The organism is Gammaproteobacteria bacterium, assembly GCA_016705365.1.
Classification (GTDB): domain Bacteria; phylum Pseudomonadota; class Gammaproteobacteria; order Pseudomonadales; family UBA5518; genus UBA5518.
Genome location: JADIYI010000008.1, coordinates 767,652 through 782,848, shown reverse-complemented (window position 1 = coordinate 782,848; position 15,197 = coordinate 767,652). Strand labels below are relative to the sequence as shown.

15 protein-coding genes are annotated in these 15,197 nt (G+C 65.1%); 9 read left to right on the top strand and 6 right to left on the bottom strand.

Annotated elements, in window-relative coordinates:
• The first annotated feature begins 25 nt into the window (after window positions 1-25).
• A complete protein-coding gene (locus tag IPF49_11185; GenBank protein ID MBK6288177.1) occupies window positions 26-658 on the top strand; it encodes a PEP-CTERM sorting domain-containing protein in 633 nt (210 codons plus the stop codon).
• 64 nt (window positions 659-722) lie between these two features.
• Window positions 723-1,130: a TIGR01244 family phosphatase gene (locus IPF49_11180; protein ID MBK6288176.1), complete on the top strand. Its 408-nt coding sequence runs from the start codon at window positions 723-725 to the stop codon at window positions 1,128-1,130.
• A 3-nt stretch (window positions 1,131-1,133) separates the two neighbouring features.
• Here the strand turns inward: IPF49_11180 and ggt are convergent, their stop codons facing one another.
• The gene (ggt, locus tag IPF49_11175) at window positions 1,134-2,861 is read right to left on the bottom strand and encodes a gamma-glutamyltransferase (protein MBK6288175.1); all 1,728 of its coding nucleotides are present in this window, start codon (window positions 2,859-2,861) and stop codon (window positions 1,134-1,136) included.
• A 139-nt stretch (window positions 2,862-3,000) separates the two neighbouring features.
• Here ggt and bfr point away from each other — a divergent pair, with 139 nt between their 5' ends.
• From bfr to IPF49_11160, 3 genes are all read left to right on the top strand, one after another.
• Complete coding sequence (gene bfr / locus IPF49_11170; protein MBK6288174.1) at window positions 3,001-3,465, top strand: bacterioferritin; 465 nt, start codon at window positions 3,001-3,003, stop codon at window positions 3,463-3,465.
• A 136-nt stretch (window positions 3,466-3,601) separates the two neighbouring features.
• Complete coding sequence (locus IPF49_11165) at window positions 3,602-3,796, top strand: (2Fe-2S)-binding protein (protein MBK6288173.1); 195 nt, start codon at window positions 3,602-3,604, stop codon at window positions 3,794-3,796.
• Window positions 3,742-4,431: a CoA pyrophosphatase gene (locus IPF49_11160; protein ID MBK6288172.1), complete on the top strand. Its 690-nt coding sequence runs from the start codon at window positions 3,742-3,744 to the stop codon at window positions 4,429-4,431. Before IPF49_11165 ends, IPF49_11160 begins: the two co-directional genes overlap by 55 nt.
• 31 nt (window positions 4,432-4,462) lie before the next feature.
• Here IPF49_11160 and gfa read toward each other — a convergent pair whose 3' ends face one another.
• On the bottom strand, window positions 4,463-5,041 hold the full coding sequence (gfa, locus tag IPF49_11155) for an S-(hydroxymethyl)glutathione synthase (GenBank protein MBK6288171.1): 579 nt from the start codon (window positions 5,039-5,041) through the stop codon (window positions 4,463-4,465).
• Window positions 5,042-5,204: 163 nt separating this feature from the next.
• On the opposite strand from gfa, the gene IPF49_11150 reads away from it, so the two are divergent.
• Window positions 5,205-6,305, top strand: a complete 1,101-nt coding sequence (locus IPF49_11150; protein ID MBK6288170.1) for an enterochelin esterase — start codon at window positions 5,205-5,207, stop codon at window positions 6,303-6,305.
• Here the strand turns inward: IPF49_11150 and IPF49_11145 are convergent.
• Both IPF49_11145 and IPF49_11140 read right to left on the bottom strand, forming a co-directional pair.
• Window positions 6,254-7,084, bottom strand: a complete 831-nt coding sequence (locus IPF49_11145) for a class II glutamine amidotransferase (protein MBK6288169.1) — start codon at window positions 7,082-7,084, stop codon at window positions 6,254-6,256. The two genes, IPF49_11150 and IPF49_11145, sit on opposite strands and share 52 nt — an antisense overlap.
• A gap of 5 nt (window positions 7,085-7,089) precedes the next feature.
• Complete coding sequence (locus tag IPF49_11140) at window positions 7,090-8,187, bottom strand: PLP-dependent cysteine synthase family protein (GenBank protein MBK6288168.1); 1,098 nt, start codon at window positions 8,185-8,187, stop codon at window positions 7,090-7,092.
• Window positions 8,188-8,342: 155 nt separating this feature from the next.
• Here IPF49_11140 and IPF49_11135 point away from each other — a divergent pair, with 155 nt between their 5' ends.
• The 3 genes from IPF49_11135 (at window position 8,343) to IPF49_11125 (ending at window position 12,096) form a co-directional block, all read left to right on the top strand.
• Window positions 8,343-9,713, top strand: a complete 1,371-nt coding sequence (locus tag IPF49_11135; GenBank protein ID MBK6288167.1) for a DUF1800 domain-containing protein — start codon at window positions 8,343-8,345, stop codon at window positions 9,711-9,713.
• Window positions 9,714-9,715: 2 nt separating this feature from the next.
• Window positions 9,716-10,855, top strand: coding sequence for a DUF1501 domain-containing protein (locus IPF49_11130; protein MBK6288166.1), 1,140 nt, complete (start codon window positions 9,716-9,718; stop codon window positions 10,853-10,855).
• A 281-nt stretch (window positions 10,856-11,136) separates the two neighbouring features.
• Entirely contained in the window at window positions 11,137-12,096 is a 960-nt protein-coding gene (locus tag IPF49_11125; protein MBK6288165.1) for an aldo/keto reductase, read from the top strand.
• A 176-nt stretch (window positions 12,097-12,272) separates the two neighbouring features.
• Here IPF49_11125 and IPF49_11120 read toward each other — a convergent pair whose 3' ends face one another.
• The gene (locus IPF49_11120; GenBank protein MBK6288164.1) at window positions 12,273-13,694 is read right to left on the bottom strand and encodes an alkaline phosphatase; all 1,422 of its coding nucleotides are present in this window, start codon (window positions 13,692-13,694) and stop codon (window positions 12,273-12,275) included.
• A complete protein-coding gene (locus tag IPF49_11115; GenBank protein MBK6288163.1) occupies window positions 13,691-15,172 on the bottom strand; it encodes a wax ester/triacylglycerol synthase family O-acyltransferase in 1,482 nt (493 codons plus the stop codon). Before IPF49_11115 ends, IPF49_11120 begins: the two co-directional genes overlap by 4 nt.
• Window positions 15,173-15,197: the final 25 nt, after the last annotated feature.

The following is a 15,197-nucleotide window of genomic DNA, read 5'->3' as shown; positions in this document are numbered from 1 at the left end:
CCGCAACCCAAGCAGGAGGCAGCCAATGCCTGCAGGAAAAATTGCACCATTGCTTCGATTGTCTTTGGCTTGCTGCCTGTTCGCGGGCACTGCGAGCGCCGCGCCGCTCTACGAGCAGCCGCTCGACTCGTGGGACGGCGGCTGGTGCTCGCCCTGCAATACCGATACCCTGAATTTCCGCATGTTTGCCTCGTTCACCTTGGCGCAGTCCTCGATGCTGCAGGGCGGCACATTCGCAGTGCTCGACCACACCGTGAGCGGCAGCAACGATCTCAACGTCTCGATCTGGGACGCCCCGCAGGGCAAGCGGCTGTTCAGCCGCAATTTTTCCGGGAGCGATTACCTTCAGCTGGGCTCGGAGTCGACCCATTACGCGATAGTGGATCTGCCCGAATGGACCCTCGATGCAGGCTCGTACTGGATCAGCCTGACCGGCATCAACGGCAATTTCATGAGCTGGGGCAGCGACAAGCGCGCCGGCGACGATAGCTACTTTCGCCCCAACGGCGAGCTGGCGGGCAATCAATACTACGTCGGCTTCGCGCTCGAGGGCCAATCGAGGCCACCGACGGCGGTTCCCGTTCCCGGGACCCTGAGCTTGCTGCTCGCGGGGCTCGGTGCGCTGGGCCTGATCGGCCGTCGACGCGGCCCTGCGTAGGCCCGCTATCCGCTCCGCGAGCGCGCATCGCTCAATCCTGCCGCCGCTTTCCGAGGACAATCCCGTGGATACACGCAAACTCAGCGACGCCCTGAGCGTCGCGCCGCAATTGACCGGCAACGATCTGGCCGAGGTCGCGCGACTGGGCTTCAGGACCGTGATAAACAACCGTCCCGATGGCGAGTCGCAGGGGCAGCCGAGCGCCGCCGAGCTCGCTGCAATAGCGAAGCAGCACGGCTTGGCCTACCATCATCAGCCGGTGATTTCGGGAGCGATGACCGAGCACGACGTGATCGCGTTTCGGCAACTGCTGGCCAGCGCGGCGCAACCGGTGCTGGCTTTTTGCCGCAGCGGGACGCGCTGCACGACCTTGTGGGCCTTTGCCAGCGCCGGCGAACTCGCTGCGGATGACATCATCGGTGCGGCCGCTCGCGCCGGCTATGACCTGAGCGGTTTGCGCGACCGCCTGTAGCTACTATTGCTGCAGGCCGCCCGCCTTGCCACCACCGCGCCGCGGATCGGCTGCACCCTGGTAAAGGCCATCCCAATACAGGATCGACTGGGTGGTGCCAATGGGCGAGGTGCTCCGCACATGGTGCCCGCGCCGACGCAGTACCGCGATCGTGTCCGGGCTGAAGATCTTCTCGACCAGCAGCTCGTCGGGCCACCACTGGTGATGGAAGCGCGGCGCGTTGGTTGCACCCTGGATATTGCTGCCGTGGTCGATCACGTTGACCAGCGTCTGCAGCACCGTGGTGATGATCTGGCTGCCACCGGGTGAGCCGGTCACCACGAACACCTGTCCGTCCTTCATGACCATGGTCGGCGTCATCGACGACAGCGGTCGCTTGCGCGGCGCTACCGCATTGGCTTCACCACCGATCAGCCCGTAGATATTCGGTTCGCCGGGCTTGGCGGAAAAATCGTCCATCTCGTTATTGAGGAGAATGCCGGTCCCGCGCGCCACGATGCCGCTGCCGAAGCTCCAGTTCAGCGTATAGGTATTCGCGACCGCATTGCCCCAGCGATCCATCACCGAGAAGTGTGTGGTCTGGGGGCTTTCGTAAGGCGCGAGCTCGCCCGGCTTCACCTCCTCCGACGGCGTGGCCCGCAGCGGATCGATCCCGGCACGCAGGCTCGCCGCATAGGCCTTGCTGGTCAGCTCGGCAACCGGCACCCGGACGAAATCCGGATCCCCGAGGTACCGGCTGCGGTCGGCATAGGCGCGGCGCATGGCCTCGCACATCAGGTGCACGCTGGCGGCGCTGTCGAGGCCCATCGCGCCGAGCGGGTAACCCTCGAGGATATTCAGCATCTGCACCAGGTGTACGCCGCCCGAGGACGGTGGCGGCATCGAGACGATGTGATAGCCGCGATATTCGCCCGTTACCGGCTCGCGCTCCACGACGCGGTAGGCACGCAGGTCCTCGCTGGCGAGCACCCCGCCGAGGCGCTGCACGTCCGCGACCACGCGCTCACCCAGCGCTCCCTGGTAGAACGCAGCCACGCCATCACGGCGCAGCGCCTTCAGGGTTCTGGCCAGGTCGGGAGACCGGCGCCGCGAACCCATGGCGGGGCTCTGCCCGTCCGGGCCCATGAATACCCTTCGCGCTTCCTCGTTGCGCAGCAGGCGTTCACGGCCCATCGCCAGCGAGGCGGCCTGGGTCGCGTTCAGTACGTAGCCATCATGCGCCAGCTCAATGGCCGGCTCGATGAGTTCCTTCCAGTCGAGCGTCCCGTATGCGCGCAATACGTGATCCAGACCGGCCAGCGTGCCGGGCACCCCGATGCTTTTGGCGCCATGGTCGAGTTCCGCATGATCCACGCTGCCGTCCGCGGCGAGGTACATATCGCGTTGCGCACCGAGCGGAGCGACCTCCCGGTAATCGATCGCTACCGTGCGCCCGCCGGCAGCCAGATGCACCAGCATGAAGCCCCCGCCGCCGATATTGCCGGCCTCGGGAAGCACCACCGCAAGCGCCAGCCCGACCGCCACCGCCGCATCCACCGCATTGCCTCCGCGGCGCAGGATCGCGACCCCGACATCGGTGGCAAGCTCCTCCTCGGTGACCACCATGCCGCGGGTCGCAACGACCGGCGCATAGACATCCTCGAGACTGAAACGCCCCGCGACCGGCGTCTCGCCGGCCACGGCCGCAAACGACACCAGGACGCTAAACAGCAAACCGGCAAAATGGCGCATGAGCGACGGGCTCCAGGAAAACGAGGTGCTATGCAAGCACCGTTTGCGCACCCGCGCAACGCAAACCGGGTAAAGCGGTTGCGACGCAACGGCGCGCCGTCTAGCATGCGAGCCGTAATCGAAGCAGCGGAGAGCGAGCATGAAAGGCGACAAACAGGTCATCCAGTTTCTGAACAGGGTATTGCGCCAGGAACTGAGCGCGATCAACCAGTATTTCCTGCATGCGCGAATGTACAAGAACTGGGGTCTGACCAAGCTCGACGAACACGAGTACCACGAGTCGCTCGACGAGATGAAGCACGCCGATCAGTTGATCGAGCGCATCCTCTTCCTCGAAGGGCTGCCCAATATGCAGGATATCGGCAGCTTGCGGATCGGCGAGAACACCCGCGAGATGATCGAGTGTGACCTGGCACTGGAACTCGAGGCGATACCGGTTCTGCGCGAGGCGATCGCACACTGCGAGTCGGTGCAGGATTACGTTTCGCGCGAGTTGTTCGAGCACATCCTTGGGTCCGAGGAAGAGCATGTCGACTGGCTGGAGACCCAACTCGAGTTGATCGGGCGGGTGGGACTCGAGAACTACCTTCAGTCGAAGATGTGAGGCAGGCGGTCCGGCTTGGGACTGGCCCTCGCGCTGATTCCGTCGGATCGCGGGCAAGGCGTGACAGATCGCGATTGCGAATCACTCGCATTTGCGATAGTCTGCTTCCGGCAACCCTGACTGGAAGGTGATCCGGATGTATGTGTGTATTTGCAATGCAGTTACCGAAAGCGATATCGCCGATGCGGTGAAGCACGGCGTGCGCACCATGGCCCAGCTCGAAGAAACCCTGCTCGTTTCGACCTGCTGTGGCAAATGCCGTGACGCAGCCATCGAATGCCTGGAAAGAAACCGCCCCGCGCCGTCGTTGGCGATCGCGACGAGCGCGTGAATCCGGCGCGTCGCTTCGACCAGGCGCTGCGTCGGAGCATCCATGCCAAGTTGTGCCGCTTCCATCCTCGCGAGCTCGATCCGCACCAGTTGCGCCACGCAGCGGTCGTGCTCGCGCTGGTATCCGCCGACGATTCCGCCGAAGCCTGCGTACTGCTGACCGAACGCCCGACAACGCTCAACCGCCACGCCGGACAGTTTGCCCTGCCGGGCGGTCGTGTGGACGCCGGTGAACTTGACGAAGACGCCGCGCTGCGCGAGCTTGCCGAAGAACTCGGTATCCGCGTCGATCACGGCGCGATCCTCGGCCGGCTCGACGACTTCCCGACCCGCTCGGGCTTTCGCATCCGTCCCTTCGTGCTGTGGCTGGAGGACGCCTCGGGTCTGAGGCCCGACCCGGCGGAAGTCGCCGCCTGCTACCGGGTACCTCTCGCCGAGCTGGAATCCCCCGACATCCCTATCCTGCGTCGCACGTCACACGGCGAGCATCCGGTGCTCTCGGCGCACCTGCCGAGCGTGGGGCACGAGATCTTCGCGCCGACCGCGGCGCTGCTGTACCAGTTCCGCGAAGTGGCACTGGCGGGTCGCGACACGCGCGTCAGTCACTTCGAGCAGCCCCGCTTCGCCTGGACCTGAACACCCCGCCACGGGCGCGATGGCCCGCGCCTCAGCCCACCAGCTTGCCGTTGGCGCGCGCCACATGGGTGGCGATCGCATCCATGAGCTCCGGCGACAGGCAGTCATAGGGTTCGAGACCCAGGCGGCGCAAGCGGTAGCGCACCCGCTTCATCTCGACCGGGTTGGTCCCCGACTCGATGATCGAAGACACGAACGCCGCAAAACGCGGCGGTGACCAGCCCTTTTCGGCCGACAGCTCGGTGTGTATGAAGTCGAGCCCGAAGAAGGGGTGTGTCTCGTTGTCGATCCGCCCGTACATATGCACGCCGCAGCGCTTGCAGGCATAGCGCTTGATCACCGCCTTGCGGTCCACGACCCCGAGCTGGCGCGCCTGCCTGGTGACCGTCACCTTGGCACGCGATACCACCGCCACCTGCGAGAACAAGGCCCCCGGCGGTTTCCAGCACTGGGTACAGCCGCAGACGTGGTTGTGCGCGCACTGGCTGGCAACCGCGACTTCAACCGGGCGCTCGGTGCAGTGGCAGCGCAACGTGCCACCGCCAAAACGCGCACTCGCGCGCCGGATGCCGTGATCCACGGCCGGATGAATGGGTAATGCGTAGGCCATGGCAACTCCTTGCGGCAGCAAACCGCGTATTATCAATGGTTGCAACATCTATCCAACGTTGCCCGCGCAGTATGCACTGGTTCGGGGCGCCGGAAAATCCACCCCCCGCCCCTGAACCGGACGCGCTACCATGCATGCTCCCCAGCCACGGAAGTCATGCGTCATGACACGCAAACGCCGCAGCTCGCTCGAAGGCCAGCTGGTCACGCTGGAGCACGTTTCGAAGGTACTCGAAGACAACGCGCTCGGCGATCCCCATGTACGCCCCCTGAACGTGTGGCTGCCACCGCAGTACCATCAGGGGCGCGGCAACAAACGCTTTCCCGTGCTGTTCGACCTGGTGGGTTATACCGGCTCCGGCCCCTCGCACATCGCCTGGCGCGCCTTCGACGAAAACGTGCCCGAACGCGTCGCGCGCCTGATCCATGAACGGCGCATGGCGCCGGCGATCGTGGTGTTCCCCGATTGTTTCACGGCGCTTGGCGGCAACCAGTACATCAACTCGAGCGCGATCGGACGCTATGCCGACTACCTCACCCGCGAGCTGATCCCCTTTGTCGACGGCGAGTTCCGTACCCGTGCCGAGCGCGGTGCACGCGCCTGCTTCGGCAAATCATCGGGCGGATACGGGGCGATCGTGCATGCGATGAAGTACCCCGGGTACTGGGGGGCGGTCGCCGATCATTCGGGTGATGCCTATTTCGATTTCGTGTACCGCGCCGACTGGCCCAACACCCTGGACGAACTCGCCAAATACCGCGAGCCCGCATTGCGGAGCGGTCGCTACAGCGCACCTCGCGGCAATGCAAAACGCCGCTCCGGTACCGATGATGGACGGGTGCGACGCTTCCTGAAACATGTCTGGGAGAAGGACCGGCCCGAGGGCAAGGAAATCATGTGCCTGATGAACCTCGCAATGGCCGCGAGTTACGACCCCGATCCGCGAGCGCCGAACGGCTTCCGCCTGCCCTTCGATCTCGATACCGGCGAATTGCTCGAGGCACGGTGGAAACGCTGGCTTGCCCATGATCCGGTCCACATGGTCAGGGCACATCGCGCCAACCTGAAAACGATGAAGGGAATTTTTGTGGATTGCGGCTGGCGTGACCAGTATCACATCCACTATGGCAGCCGGCTGCTGTCACGCGAACTGGGCCGCCACGGCATCAGCCACGTGTACGAGGAATTCGATGATACGCACTCCGGCATCGATTACCGGATGGAGCGCAGCCTGCCGTTCCTGAGCCGCGCCCTGGCGCGCTGAACTCCGGTCTCGGCGGCAAACGGCAGGATTTCGAGCTCGCCGCGACGCTCCGTGACCAGCACCTGGCCCGGTGGCACCTCCTGCCATTCGCCCTGATCGTCATCGAGCGGCTCGGATACCACCAGGCACTCCTTCCCGGTCTCGCGCCAGTACAGCGACGGCGGCTTGTCATCGGTGGCGAAACGCACCGCGTAGATATGGTGTCCATCGCTGAACACCGAGGTGAAGCGCAGCGGCTCGCCGATGTCGTTCTCCCGCATGATCGCGACGATGCGCCCGATGGTGCGACGCAGCGCACCGAGCGGATCGGTTTCGAGCCCTTCGGTGAACATCAGGTAGAAAATCAGTTCGCTGTCGGTGGTGCCGAGGCGGTGCGCATAGTAACGGTCATCGACCAGCGCCTCGATCTTGCGCCGCACCCGCTCGTAACCACCGATCTGGCCGTTGTGCATGAACAACCACTTGCCATGACTGAACGGATGGCAATTCGAACGCGAGGTCGCAGTGCCGGTGGAGGCGCGCACATGCGCGAAAAAAAGTCCGGAGCGGATCTGGTGCGCGATCGAGCGCAGGTTCGCATCGTTCCATGCGGGCAGGGTATCGCGATAGGTTCCGGGCGTATTGCGCTCGGCATACCAGCCCACCCCGAAACCATCGCCGTTGGTCGTGACGTGACTGAGACGCGCGTGCAGGCTCTGGTGTATCAGCGAATTCTTGGCTTCGAATATCATCCGGTCGAGGTAGATCGGATCGCCGCAATAAGTCAGCCATCGGCACATGCTCTTCAGCCTCCGCGTTCGAAGTGAATCTGGGTCAGCGCATCCGGCCAGCGACCGTACTGCAGGAACTCGCCGATGAGCTCGCGCCACGGCGCGACGTCCAGCCCCTGCGCGTGCAACCATTGGTCGTTGAAAAAGGAATGTTCGTAACGCTGGCCACTGTCACAGATCAGCGTGGCGACCGCGCCCTGCTCGCCGGCCAGCTGCATCTCGTGCAGCAGTTGCAGCGCACCGATCAGGTTGGTGCCGGTGGATCCGCCAACGGGTCGCCCGATCCGCTGCGACAATACGTGCGCCGCGGCGATACTCGCCACATCCGCGACCCGGACCATCCGGTCCACGAGCTCCGGGATGAAACTTGGCTCGACGCGTGCACGCCCGATCCCTTCGATGCGCGAAACCTGAGCGCCCGGCACGTCGCGCCGGCCGCTGCGATAGCAATCGAAAAACACCGAGCCCTCGGGATCGACCACGCACAGGCGCGTGTCGATCTGGCGATAGCGCAGGAAGCGGCCGATGGTCGCGGAGGTTCCGCCGGTGCCGGCACCGCAAACGATCCAGCGCGGGACCGGATGATCCTCGAGGCGCATCTGCGCAAACAGCGTTTCCGCGATATTGTTGTTGCCACGCCAGTCGGTGGCGCGTTCGGCATAGGTGAACTGGTCGAGATAGTGTCCACCGCTCTCGCGGGCGAGGCGCTGGCTCTCGGCATAGACGCTGCCGGGATCATCGACCAGGTGACAGCGCCCGCCGTAGAACTCGATCCGGTCGATTTTTTCCGGGCTGGTGGTGCGCGGCATCACGGCGCAGAACGGCAACCCGAGCAGGCGCGCGAAATAAGCCTCCGAAATGGCGGTCGAACCGGACGACGCGTCGACGACCAGCGAACCCTCGCGGATCCAGCCGTTGCAGATGCCGTAGAGAAACAGCGAGCGGGCCAGCCGATGCTTGAGACTGCCGGTCGGGTGCGTCGATTCGTCCTTGAGGAACAGCACCAGCCCCGGGCAACCCGGTATTTCCAGTCGCTCGAGATGCGTGTCGGCGGAGCGCGCGAAATCGGCGTCGATACGTCGTAGCGCTTGGCGGACCCAGGCTTGCGCCATCGGAATTCCCTGTTCGTGCCCGGCAGGCTGACGGGCCTGCAAAGTATAGATACAGCGGCACCGACTCGCGCGACGCAATTTTTCGCAATGCGCGAGGTCGAACCGGACAACGGTATATAGTTAGCGTATTGCCACCCGGCGCGGGACAACTGCACATGACGCAATTCGTCGCGGAAATCGCGACCAATCGTTTCGGCCTCGGCGCACGCGCCGGAGAGATCGCCCGCTCATCCGCCGCGCCGCAACGTTGGCTGCTGGATCAGTTGCGGCCACTGGGCTTCGACGCCGCAATCGGCAGTTCGGATACCGCGCAGCGGCTGTTCGCCCGCCACCAGCAGCAAATGAACCGCAACCGCAAGAGCAGCGAGAAGCAAACGGCGGCTGCCGGCAAGGCCCCGGACAAAGCGTTACCCGACACGCCTGCGCACGCGGATATCGGGCGCATGGCCAATGCGCTCGCGCTCGACACGCTCGGCACCGCCATCGGCAGCGACGCACCGTTCGCGATGCATCTGCTGGATTTTTTCTCGAACCATTTCAGCGTGAGCGACAGCAATCTGCGCATGCGAGCGCTGGCACCAACGCTGGAGCGGGAGGCGATAGCGCCGCATATCGCGGGAAAGTTCGCCAATCTGCTGCTTGCCGTCGAGCAGCACCCGGCGATGCTGGTCTATCTCAACAACGAGCAGTCTTTCGGTCCGGACTCGGCAATCGGCAAGCGACGTGAGCGGGGTCTCAACGAGAATCTCGCGCGCGAGATTCTCGAACTGCATACGCTCGGCGTGGACGGCGGCTACACCCAGGACGATGTGCGCGAACTCGCGATGGGCATCACCGGCTGGAGCGTGGGTGCAATCGCGCGCAATGAAGCGCCGGGTTTTCGCTTCCGCGAGCAGGCACACCAGCCAGGCACGCGCACGCTGCTCGGCAAACGTCATGCAGTCACCGGGCAGAAACAGGGCAAGGCGATGCTGCTCGATCTCGCACTGCACCCTTCGACCGCGCACCACCTCTCGTTCAAGCTCGCGCGCCACTTCGTTACCGACCAGCCACCGCTCGATCTGGTGCAGGCCATGAGCAGACGCTGGCTCGCCACCGGCGGCGAGCTGCGCGAAGTGCTCGCAACCATGCTCGGGCATCCGGCCTCCTGGGCGTTGCCACCGGCAAAACTCAAGACCCCCCGCGAATTCGTGATCTCGGCAGCGCGCGCCGCAGGCACACCCGGGCGACGCACGCGCGGCCTGATCGCGGTGCTCGGCACGCTCGGACAACAACCCTTCGGCGCGGGCTCCCCGGCCGGCTTTGGCGATATCACGAGCGCCTGGGATGGCTCCGAGGCGCTGATGCTGCGCATTGACTGGGCCGATGAGCTCGCCAGCCGGATTCGTGATGAGCCTCTCGATGTCGCGCGCAACGCGCTCGGCTCGCTGCTGTCCACAGATACCGCCGGACTGATGAAAGGCGCCGAGAGCCGCCAGCAGGCCTTGGCGATATTATTGATGAGCCCGGAATTCCAGCGGAGGTAGCGATGTACAGACGCCAGTTTCTGGGCCTCGGTTTGGCGGGGATGGTGTTGTTGCATCAGCGGCGGGTGCTCGGCGAGCCGGCCCCGGCAACACCAAGGAAATTCGTCTGGATAATCCTGCGTGGCGCTCTCGACCCGCTGCATACCGTGGTGCCGGCCTTCGATCGCGGTCTGGGCGCGGCGCGCGGCGTGCTGTTCGGAGCAATCGATGAGCGGTTGTTGCCACTGGACGACGGGTACGGTCTGCATCCTCAACTGAAGACCCTCCATTCGTGGTACCGCGAGCGCAGCTTCGCACCGGTGGTGGCAGTTGCCACGCAGTACCGTTCACGATCGCATTTCGACGCACAGGATGTACTGGAGTGCGGCCTGATGCCGGTGGAGCACGACAACGGCTGGCTGGCGCGCGCACTGGGCGCTTACCACGGCGAAAGCATCGCCATAGCGCGCTCGCTGCCGATCACCCTGCGCGGCACGGGGCATGCCCAGACATGGTATCCCTCGACGCTGCCGAGCGCCGACGAGGACCTCTACCAGCGCCTGCTACAGCTCTACCAGCACGACGATGCCCTGCGCACACGTCTGCAGGAGGGGCTCGCCACGCGCGAGGGCCTCGAGATCGAGGGAGCGCAGTCACGCCGCCCGCGTTTTGCCAACCTGACGCGCGCCTGCGGGCAACTGCTGGCGGATAACGCGGACGCGAGTTGCGCAGTGCTGGAGATGAGCGGCTGGGACACGCACACCGCGCAGATCAATCGCCTGGACAGACAGTTCAGGCAATTCGATGAGGGGCTGCAGGCGCTGCGCGAGGCACTTGGCGCGCAGTGGAGCAACACCCTGATCGCGATCGGCACCGAGTTCGGGCGCACCGTGGCCATCAATGGCACCGGCGGCACCGATCACGGCACCGCATCGGTGCTGCTGCTCGCGGGCGGCGCGCTGGGTGGTGGCAGGGTGTTCGGCGAGTGGCCCGGTCTCGCGAGCGCGGACTTGTTCGAGGGACGCGATCTCAGGCCGACCTCGGATATACGCTCATGGATCGGTGCGGCGCTCGCCGAACACTGGTCGCTCGACGGACAGCAGCAGTGGGCGATTTTTCCCGGCGCGGAGCCGGTGCCAATGCGCAGCGGCACGCTCGCCTGAGCAACCCCTGCTGCTGCACGAGGGTTTCGTCATTGAGTGTGATCGCCGGACCCATGCGGTACCGCCGGCAATCCGATCCGGCGATCGAGATTGTCCGGCAACGAATACGCGGCATGCGCCCGGGTGCGGACAAGACGCGCCGCAATGATGCAGACCTAGTGCTCCTCGCGCATAATCCATCCCGGGAGCTTTATTGCGACCCGGAACCCGGGCCTGAAGTTGCCGAAACCCGCCATCCAAAACAGCGGCAATCACCTGCCCATCGACAGAGCGAATACACCATGCAGCGACTGACCCTCCCCGGCACCGACATGACAACGAGCCAACTGTGCCTGGGCACCAACCAGTTCGGTACCGTGCTGGACGACGAGCGCGTGGCCGATATTCTCGCGGCCTACACTGCGCTCGGTGGCAATTTCCTCGATACCGCGGCCGCCTACGGCGACTGGATGAGCACCGCGCCGCGAGGGGCCTCCGAGCTCGCGCTGGGCCGCTGGCTGGCGCGCCAGCGCCGCGAAGACTGGATCATTGCCACCAAGGGCTGCGAGTTCGACTATCGCGCGGACTTCACGCTGCGCGTGAGCCCGGAACATCTCGAGCGCGATATCGCGGGCAGCCTGGAACGCCTCGGCATCGGCCATATCGACCTCTACTGGTTGCACCGCGACGATCCCGGGCAGCCCGTGCAACCCATCATCGATGCGCTGATCGCCCAGCAGCAGGCCGGACGAATCCGCCATTTCGGCTGCTCCAACTGGAGTCCGGCGCGGATCCGCAAGGCGCAGGCCCACGCCGCCAGGATCGGTCACCAGGGCTTCGTGGCCTGCCAGCCGATGTGGGGGCTCGCGGAACCGGATCGCACGGCGATGCACAATTACGCGCCGGGCGGCTATTACGAGGACGGGTACCGCGAATTGCACGAGCAGGGACTCTCCATGATTCCCTACTCGGCACAGAGCCGCGGCGTATTCTCGAAGCTGGCCATCGGCGTGCCGCTGGCGGCCGATGTCGCGGCACTCTATGGCAACGATGCCAACCGCCGGAAACTGGTGGTGATCGAGATGGTGGCGGCGCGCCACGGTGTCTCGATCAACGAAGTGGTACTGGCCTACCTGCTGTGCCAACCGCACCCGACCATTCCGATCATCGGCTGCAGCAACACCCAGCAACTGCGCGACAGCGCGCTCGCCTGCGAGTTGCAGCTCGATGCGAGCGAGCTCGCCACCCTGCGCAATGCCTGAACCGTGGACGCCGTGAAACGCGCCGGTACCGCCGATGTCTGCATCGGCGGACTCTTCGCGATCGGCAAACAGCTCGCGATTGCGGACAATCGCATCGACCTCGATCCGACGCGGTCAGCGACGAGCAGATTGCGGGAACCGACTGCGCCGATCGTGGCAACACCCGAGCGCGGACCTCAGGGCGTGGCGGCGCTGTCTGCCATCGGCAAGCCGAGATGCGCGTGCATCAGGGTATACAACTCACGCTGTGCGATCAGGATCGGCACCCTGGCGCTACCGGGTCCCTCGATATAGGCCGGCACATTGCCGCCGGTATGCAGCTCCTCTTGGGTGCCCGCGGCATTGGTTGCGTAACTCACGCCGAGCAGTTCTCCGCGCGGCGTGCGCAGCACCGCGTAGAAGCCGGGGTTGTATTCCGCGCGGCCCGACCACTCGCCATACTCGCGGTAGAGCGCCGGCGCTCCGACCACCTGCCCGGCCTGGGCGTGGTCGGCCGTCACGATCAGCAAGGTATCGGGATTCGCGGCGACGAACTCGCGCGCCGTCTTCACCGCACGGTCGAAGGCCTGCAACTCGCCGATTTCGCCACAGGGATCACGGTCATGCGCGGCCTTGTCGATGGATGCGCCCTCCACGACCAGCAGGAAACCGCGTGGATTGTCCGTCTCGAGCAGCCGCAGCGCCTGGCGCGTCATCGCCTCGAGTGTCACGGGTGGCTGGTCGGCGATGTTGGGGACGCAGCCAAAAGGCTGCGGAAACCGCGGCTTGCCCTGCGCATCGAGCGCAATCGTCTCCGCCACGCGGGCGTTTTCACCGCTCCATTCGCGCGCGAGGTTGCCGCGCGCAAACAAGCCCAGCGCCCGCGCACCCGGCTGCAACTCCGTCATCTGCCGCGCATCGTGCAGCACCCGGAAGCCGTTGCGCTGCGCGATCCCGGCGACGGTGCCTGCGCCCGGAGCCGGCTCGGCGAAATACTGCGCGCCGCCACCAAACAGCAGATCGAGCTTCGAGGCCGCCAGCTGTTCCGCGATCGAACCCCTGCCACCGGCGCTTTGCAGATCGGCAGGGCACCCAGACACTCCGGCGGCGGGCGCAGTGCTCCGCGGTCCCTCGCATTCGCGCGAACTGACATGGGCCACGAATGCGGCCGGCGTGGCATCGGTCACCCTTGCCGTGGTCACGATGCCCGTACGCAAGCCGCCCGCCCAGGCCTGTTCGACGATGGTCGGGAGCTCACGGTCGTCGCCGGCGCTGGTCGCGAGGCGCCCCTGGCTGGTCAATTCACCGGTTGCGATCGAGGTCGCGGTGTTGGCGCTGTCGGCAATGAAATCGGTGCCATGCGGCGGAGCTTCCATCACGGTCTGTACTTTCACCGATACCCTGCGCGGCATCTGTTCCATCGCAAAACCGCCCTCGGCTCCATGGACGTAATCACGTGCCAGCGTGATCTGCTGTTCATCCATGCCGTCGCCGATCATCAGTATCACGTTGCGCGCCTGGCCCGGCGCGGTTGCCGTTGCGGCGCAGGAACCGAGCACCGCAACATACACGATGGCGGCGGCGCCCCTGCGGACTGCAGTACCCGGCGGGCAATTCATGGCCGCACCCGCGTTGCGGTTCTTGTCCTGCCACGGCGCGTAGCTCCGGTTTTTCGCGGCGCCTTGCGCAGGCCCGCTGTCACCTCGAGCTCGACCAGTGCTTCCTCCATGTAATCGATCAGCCGTTGCACCCGCGGCACCGAGCGACGACAGGCCGCGATCCCGAAATCCAGATTCCCGCCGTAGCTGACCAGCGTGATATTGAGCGCGAATCCGTGAAACGGAATCGACGCCGGATAGATGCCGTCGAGACGCGCGCCGTTCCAGTACATGGTTTCGCGCGGCCCCGGCACGTTGGACACCACGGTGCTGAACGCGGGGAAACGGCTGGCGAGTCCCAGCACGGTGCTGAGCAGCATCGGCCCCTGGGTCACGACGGTATACAGTTCGATCTCGCGCGGCGTCATCCCGGCCAACTGTTGCTTGCCTGCCTGCATGGAATGCCTGATGGCGGCAAAGCGTTTGTCCGGATCGGCAATGTTGGTGGCCAGATCGGCGGTAAGAAAGCCCACGGCGTTGGCCGAATCGAGATCGCCCTCGGCCCGCAGCGATATCGGCGCCATGGCCTTCAGCGAATGCGCGGGAAGATCGCCCTCGGCGATCAGGTGACGCCGCAACGCACCCGCGCAGACCGCCAGCACCGCATCGTTCAGGGTGCCATCGAATGCCTTGCCCACCGCGCGCACCCGCGCAAACGGCCACGATTGCGCCACGAACCGGCGCGAGCCGCTCACCGCGGTATTGAAATGGGTGTGCGGCACGTTGCGCCACGGCACCGCCAGGTCGCCGCCTCGTCCGAACCATACCCCGGCGTAGCGTCCAAGCGCGCTCGCTACATTGACCGAAGTGCCGAGTTGCTCCTTTATCGCATCCGCCACCACTCGCAGATCGCGCGTGTCGGGAGTCGGCCTGGGGCGTGCCCTGGTCCGGCCAAGTCGTTTGCGATAGGCCTCGTAGGCCTCTATCGAGAACGGCGACTGGCGAATCCGGGTCCGCGGACTGCTCGAGAGCATGCTGTTGGTGAGATGCATTGCCCCGACACCGTCGATCGCGCAGTGATGCGCTTTCATGTAGGTCGCGAACTGGCGCTTCTGCAGCCCTTCGATCAGGTGCATTTCCCACATCGGGCGATTGCGATCGAGCAGGGTGCTGTGCAGCCGCGAGACCAGTGCGAACAGCTCGCGGTAACGGCCGGGCTTCGGCAGCGCCGAGTGCCGCACGTGGTATTCCATGTCGAGCTGATCGTCACGCTCCCAATGGATCGGGCCGGCGACACCGAGGGGCCCCAGTTTCAGGCGCTCGCCCAGGGGCCGGCGCAATTCCCCGTCGTAGCGCAGTACCTCGCCCAGATGCTGCAGAAACTCCTGCTCGTCGGTGCCTTCCGGCAGGGTAAAGAGATTGATACCGCCCACATGCATCGGTGTCTGGCGGGTTTCGTTCATCAGGAAAAAGGCATCGGTAATCGCCATTCTGCGCATCGTTTTACTTCCGATCCATTGGCCC

Excerpts from the sequence above, each read along its gene's own strand:
- IPF49_11150 (MBK6288170.1), top strand. The coding sequence starts at position 5,205 with ATGACACGCAAACGCCGCAGCTCGCTCGAAGGCCAGCTGGTCACGCTG.
- ggt (MBK6288175.1), bottom strand. The coding sequence starts at position 2,861 with ATGCGCCATTTTGCCGGTTTGCTGTTTAGCGTCCTGGTGTCGTTTGCG.
- IPF49_11165 (MBK6288173.1), top strand. The coding sequence starts at position 3,602 with ATGTATGTGTGTATTTGCAATGCAGTTACCGAAAGCGATATCGCCGAT.
- IPF49_11135 (MBK6288167.1), top strand. The coding sequence starts at position 8,343 with ATGACGCAATTCGTCGCGGAAATCGCGACCAATCGTTTCGGCCTCGGC.
- IPF49_11145 (MBK6288169.1), bottom strand. The coding sequence starts at position 7,084 with ATGTGCCGATGGCTGACTTATTGCGGCGATCCGATCTACCTCGACCGG.
- IPF49_11125 (MBK6288165.1), top strand. The coding sequence starts at position 11,137 with ATGCAGCGACTGACCCTCCCCGGCACCGACATGACAACGAGCCAACTG.
- IPF49_11120 (MBK6288164.1), bottom strand. The coding sequence starts at position 13,694 with ATGAATTGCCCGCCGGGTACTGCAGTCCGCAGGGGCGCCGCCGCCATC.
- IPF49_11115 (MBK6288163.1), bottom strand. The coding sequence starts at position 15,172 with ATGCGCAGAATGGCGATTACCGATGCCTTTTTCCTGATGAACGAAACC.
- IPF49_11130 (MBK6288166.1), top strand. The coding sequence starts at position 9,716 with ATGTACAGACGCCAGTTTCTGGGCCTCGGTTTGGCGGGGATGGTGTTG.
- IPF49_11140 (MBK6288168.1), bottom strand. The coding sequence starts at position 8,187 with ATGGCGCAAGCCTGGGTCCGCCAAGCGCTACGACGTATCGACGCCGAT.
- gfa (MBK6288171.1), bottom strand. The coding sequence starts at position 5,041 with ATGGCCTACGCATTACCCATTCATCCGGCCGTGGATCACGGCATCCGG.
- IPF49_11160 (MBK6288172.1), top strand. The coding sequence starts at position 3,742 with ATGCCTGGAAAGAAACCGCCCCGCGCCGTCGTTGGCGATCGCGACGAG.
- IPF49_11185 (MBK6288177.1), top strand. The coding sequence starts at position 26 with ATGCCTGCAGGAAAAATTGCACCATTGCTTCGATTGTCTTTGGCTTGC.
- bfr (MBK6288174.1), top strand. The coding sequence starts at position 3,001 with ATGAAAGGCGACAAACAGGTCATCCAGTTTCTGAACAGGGTATTGCGC.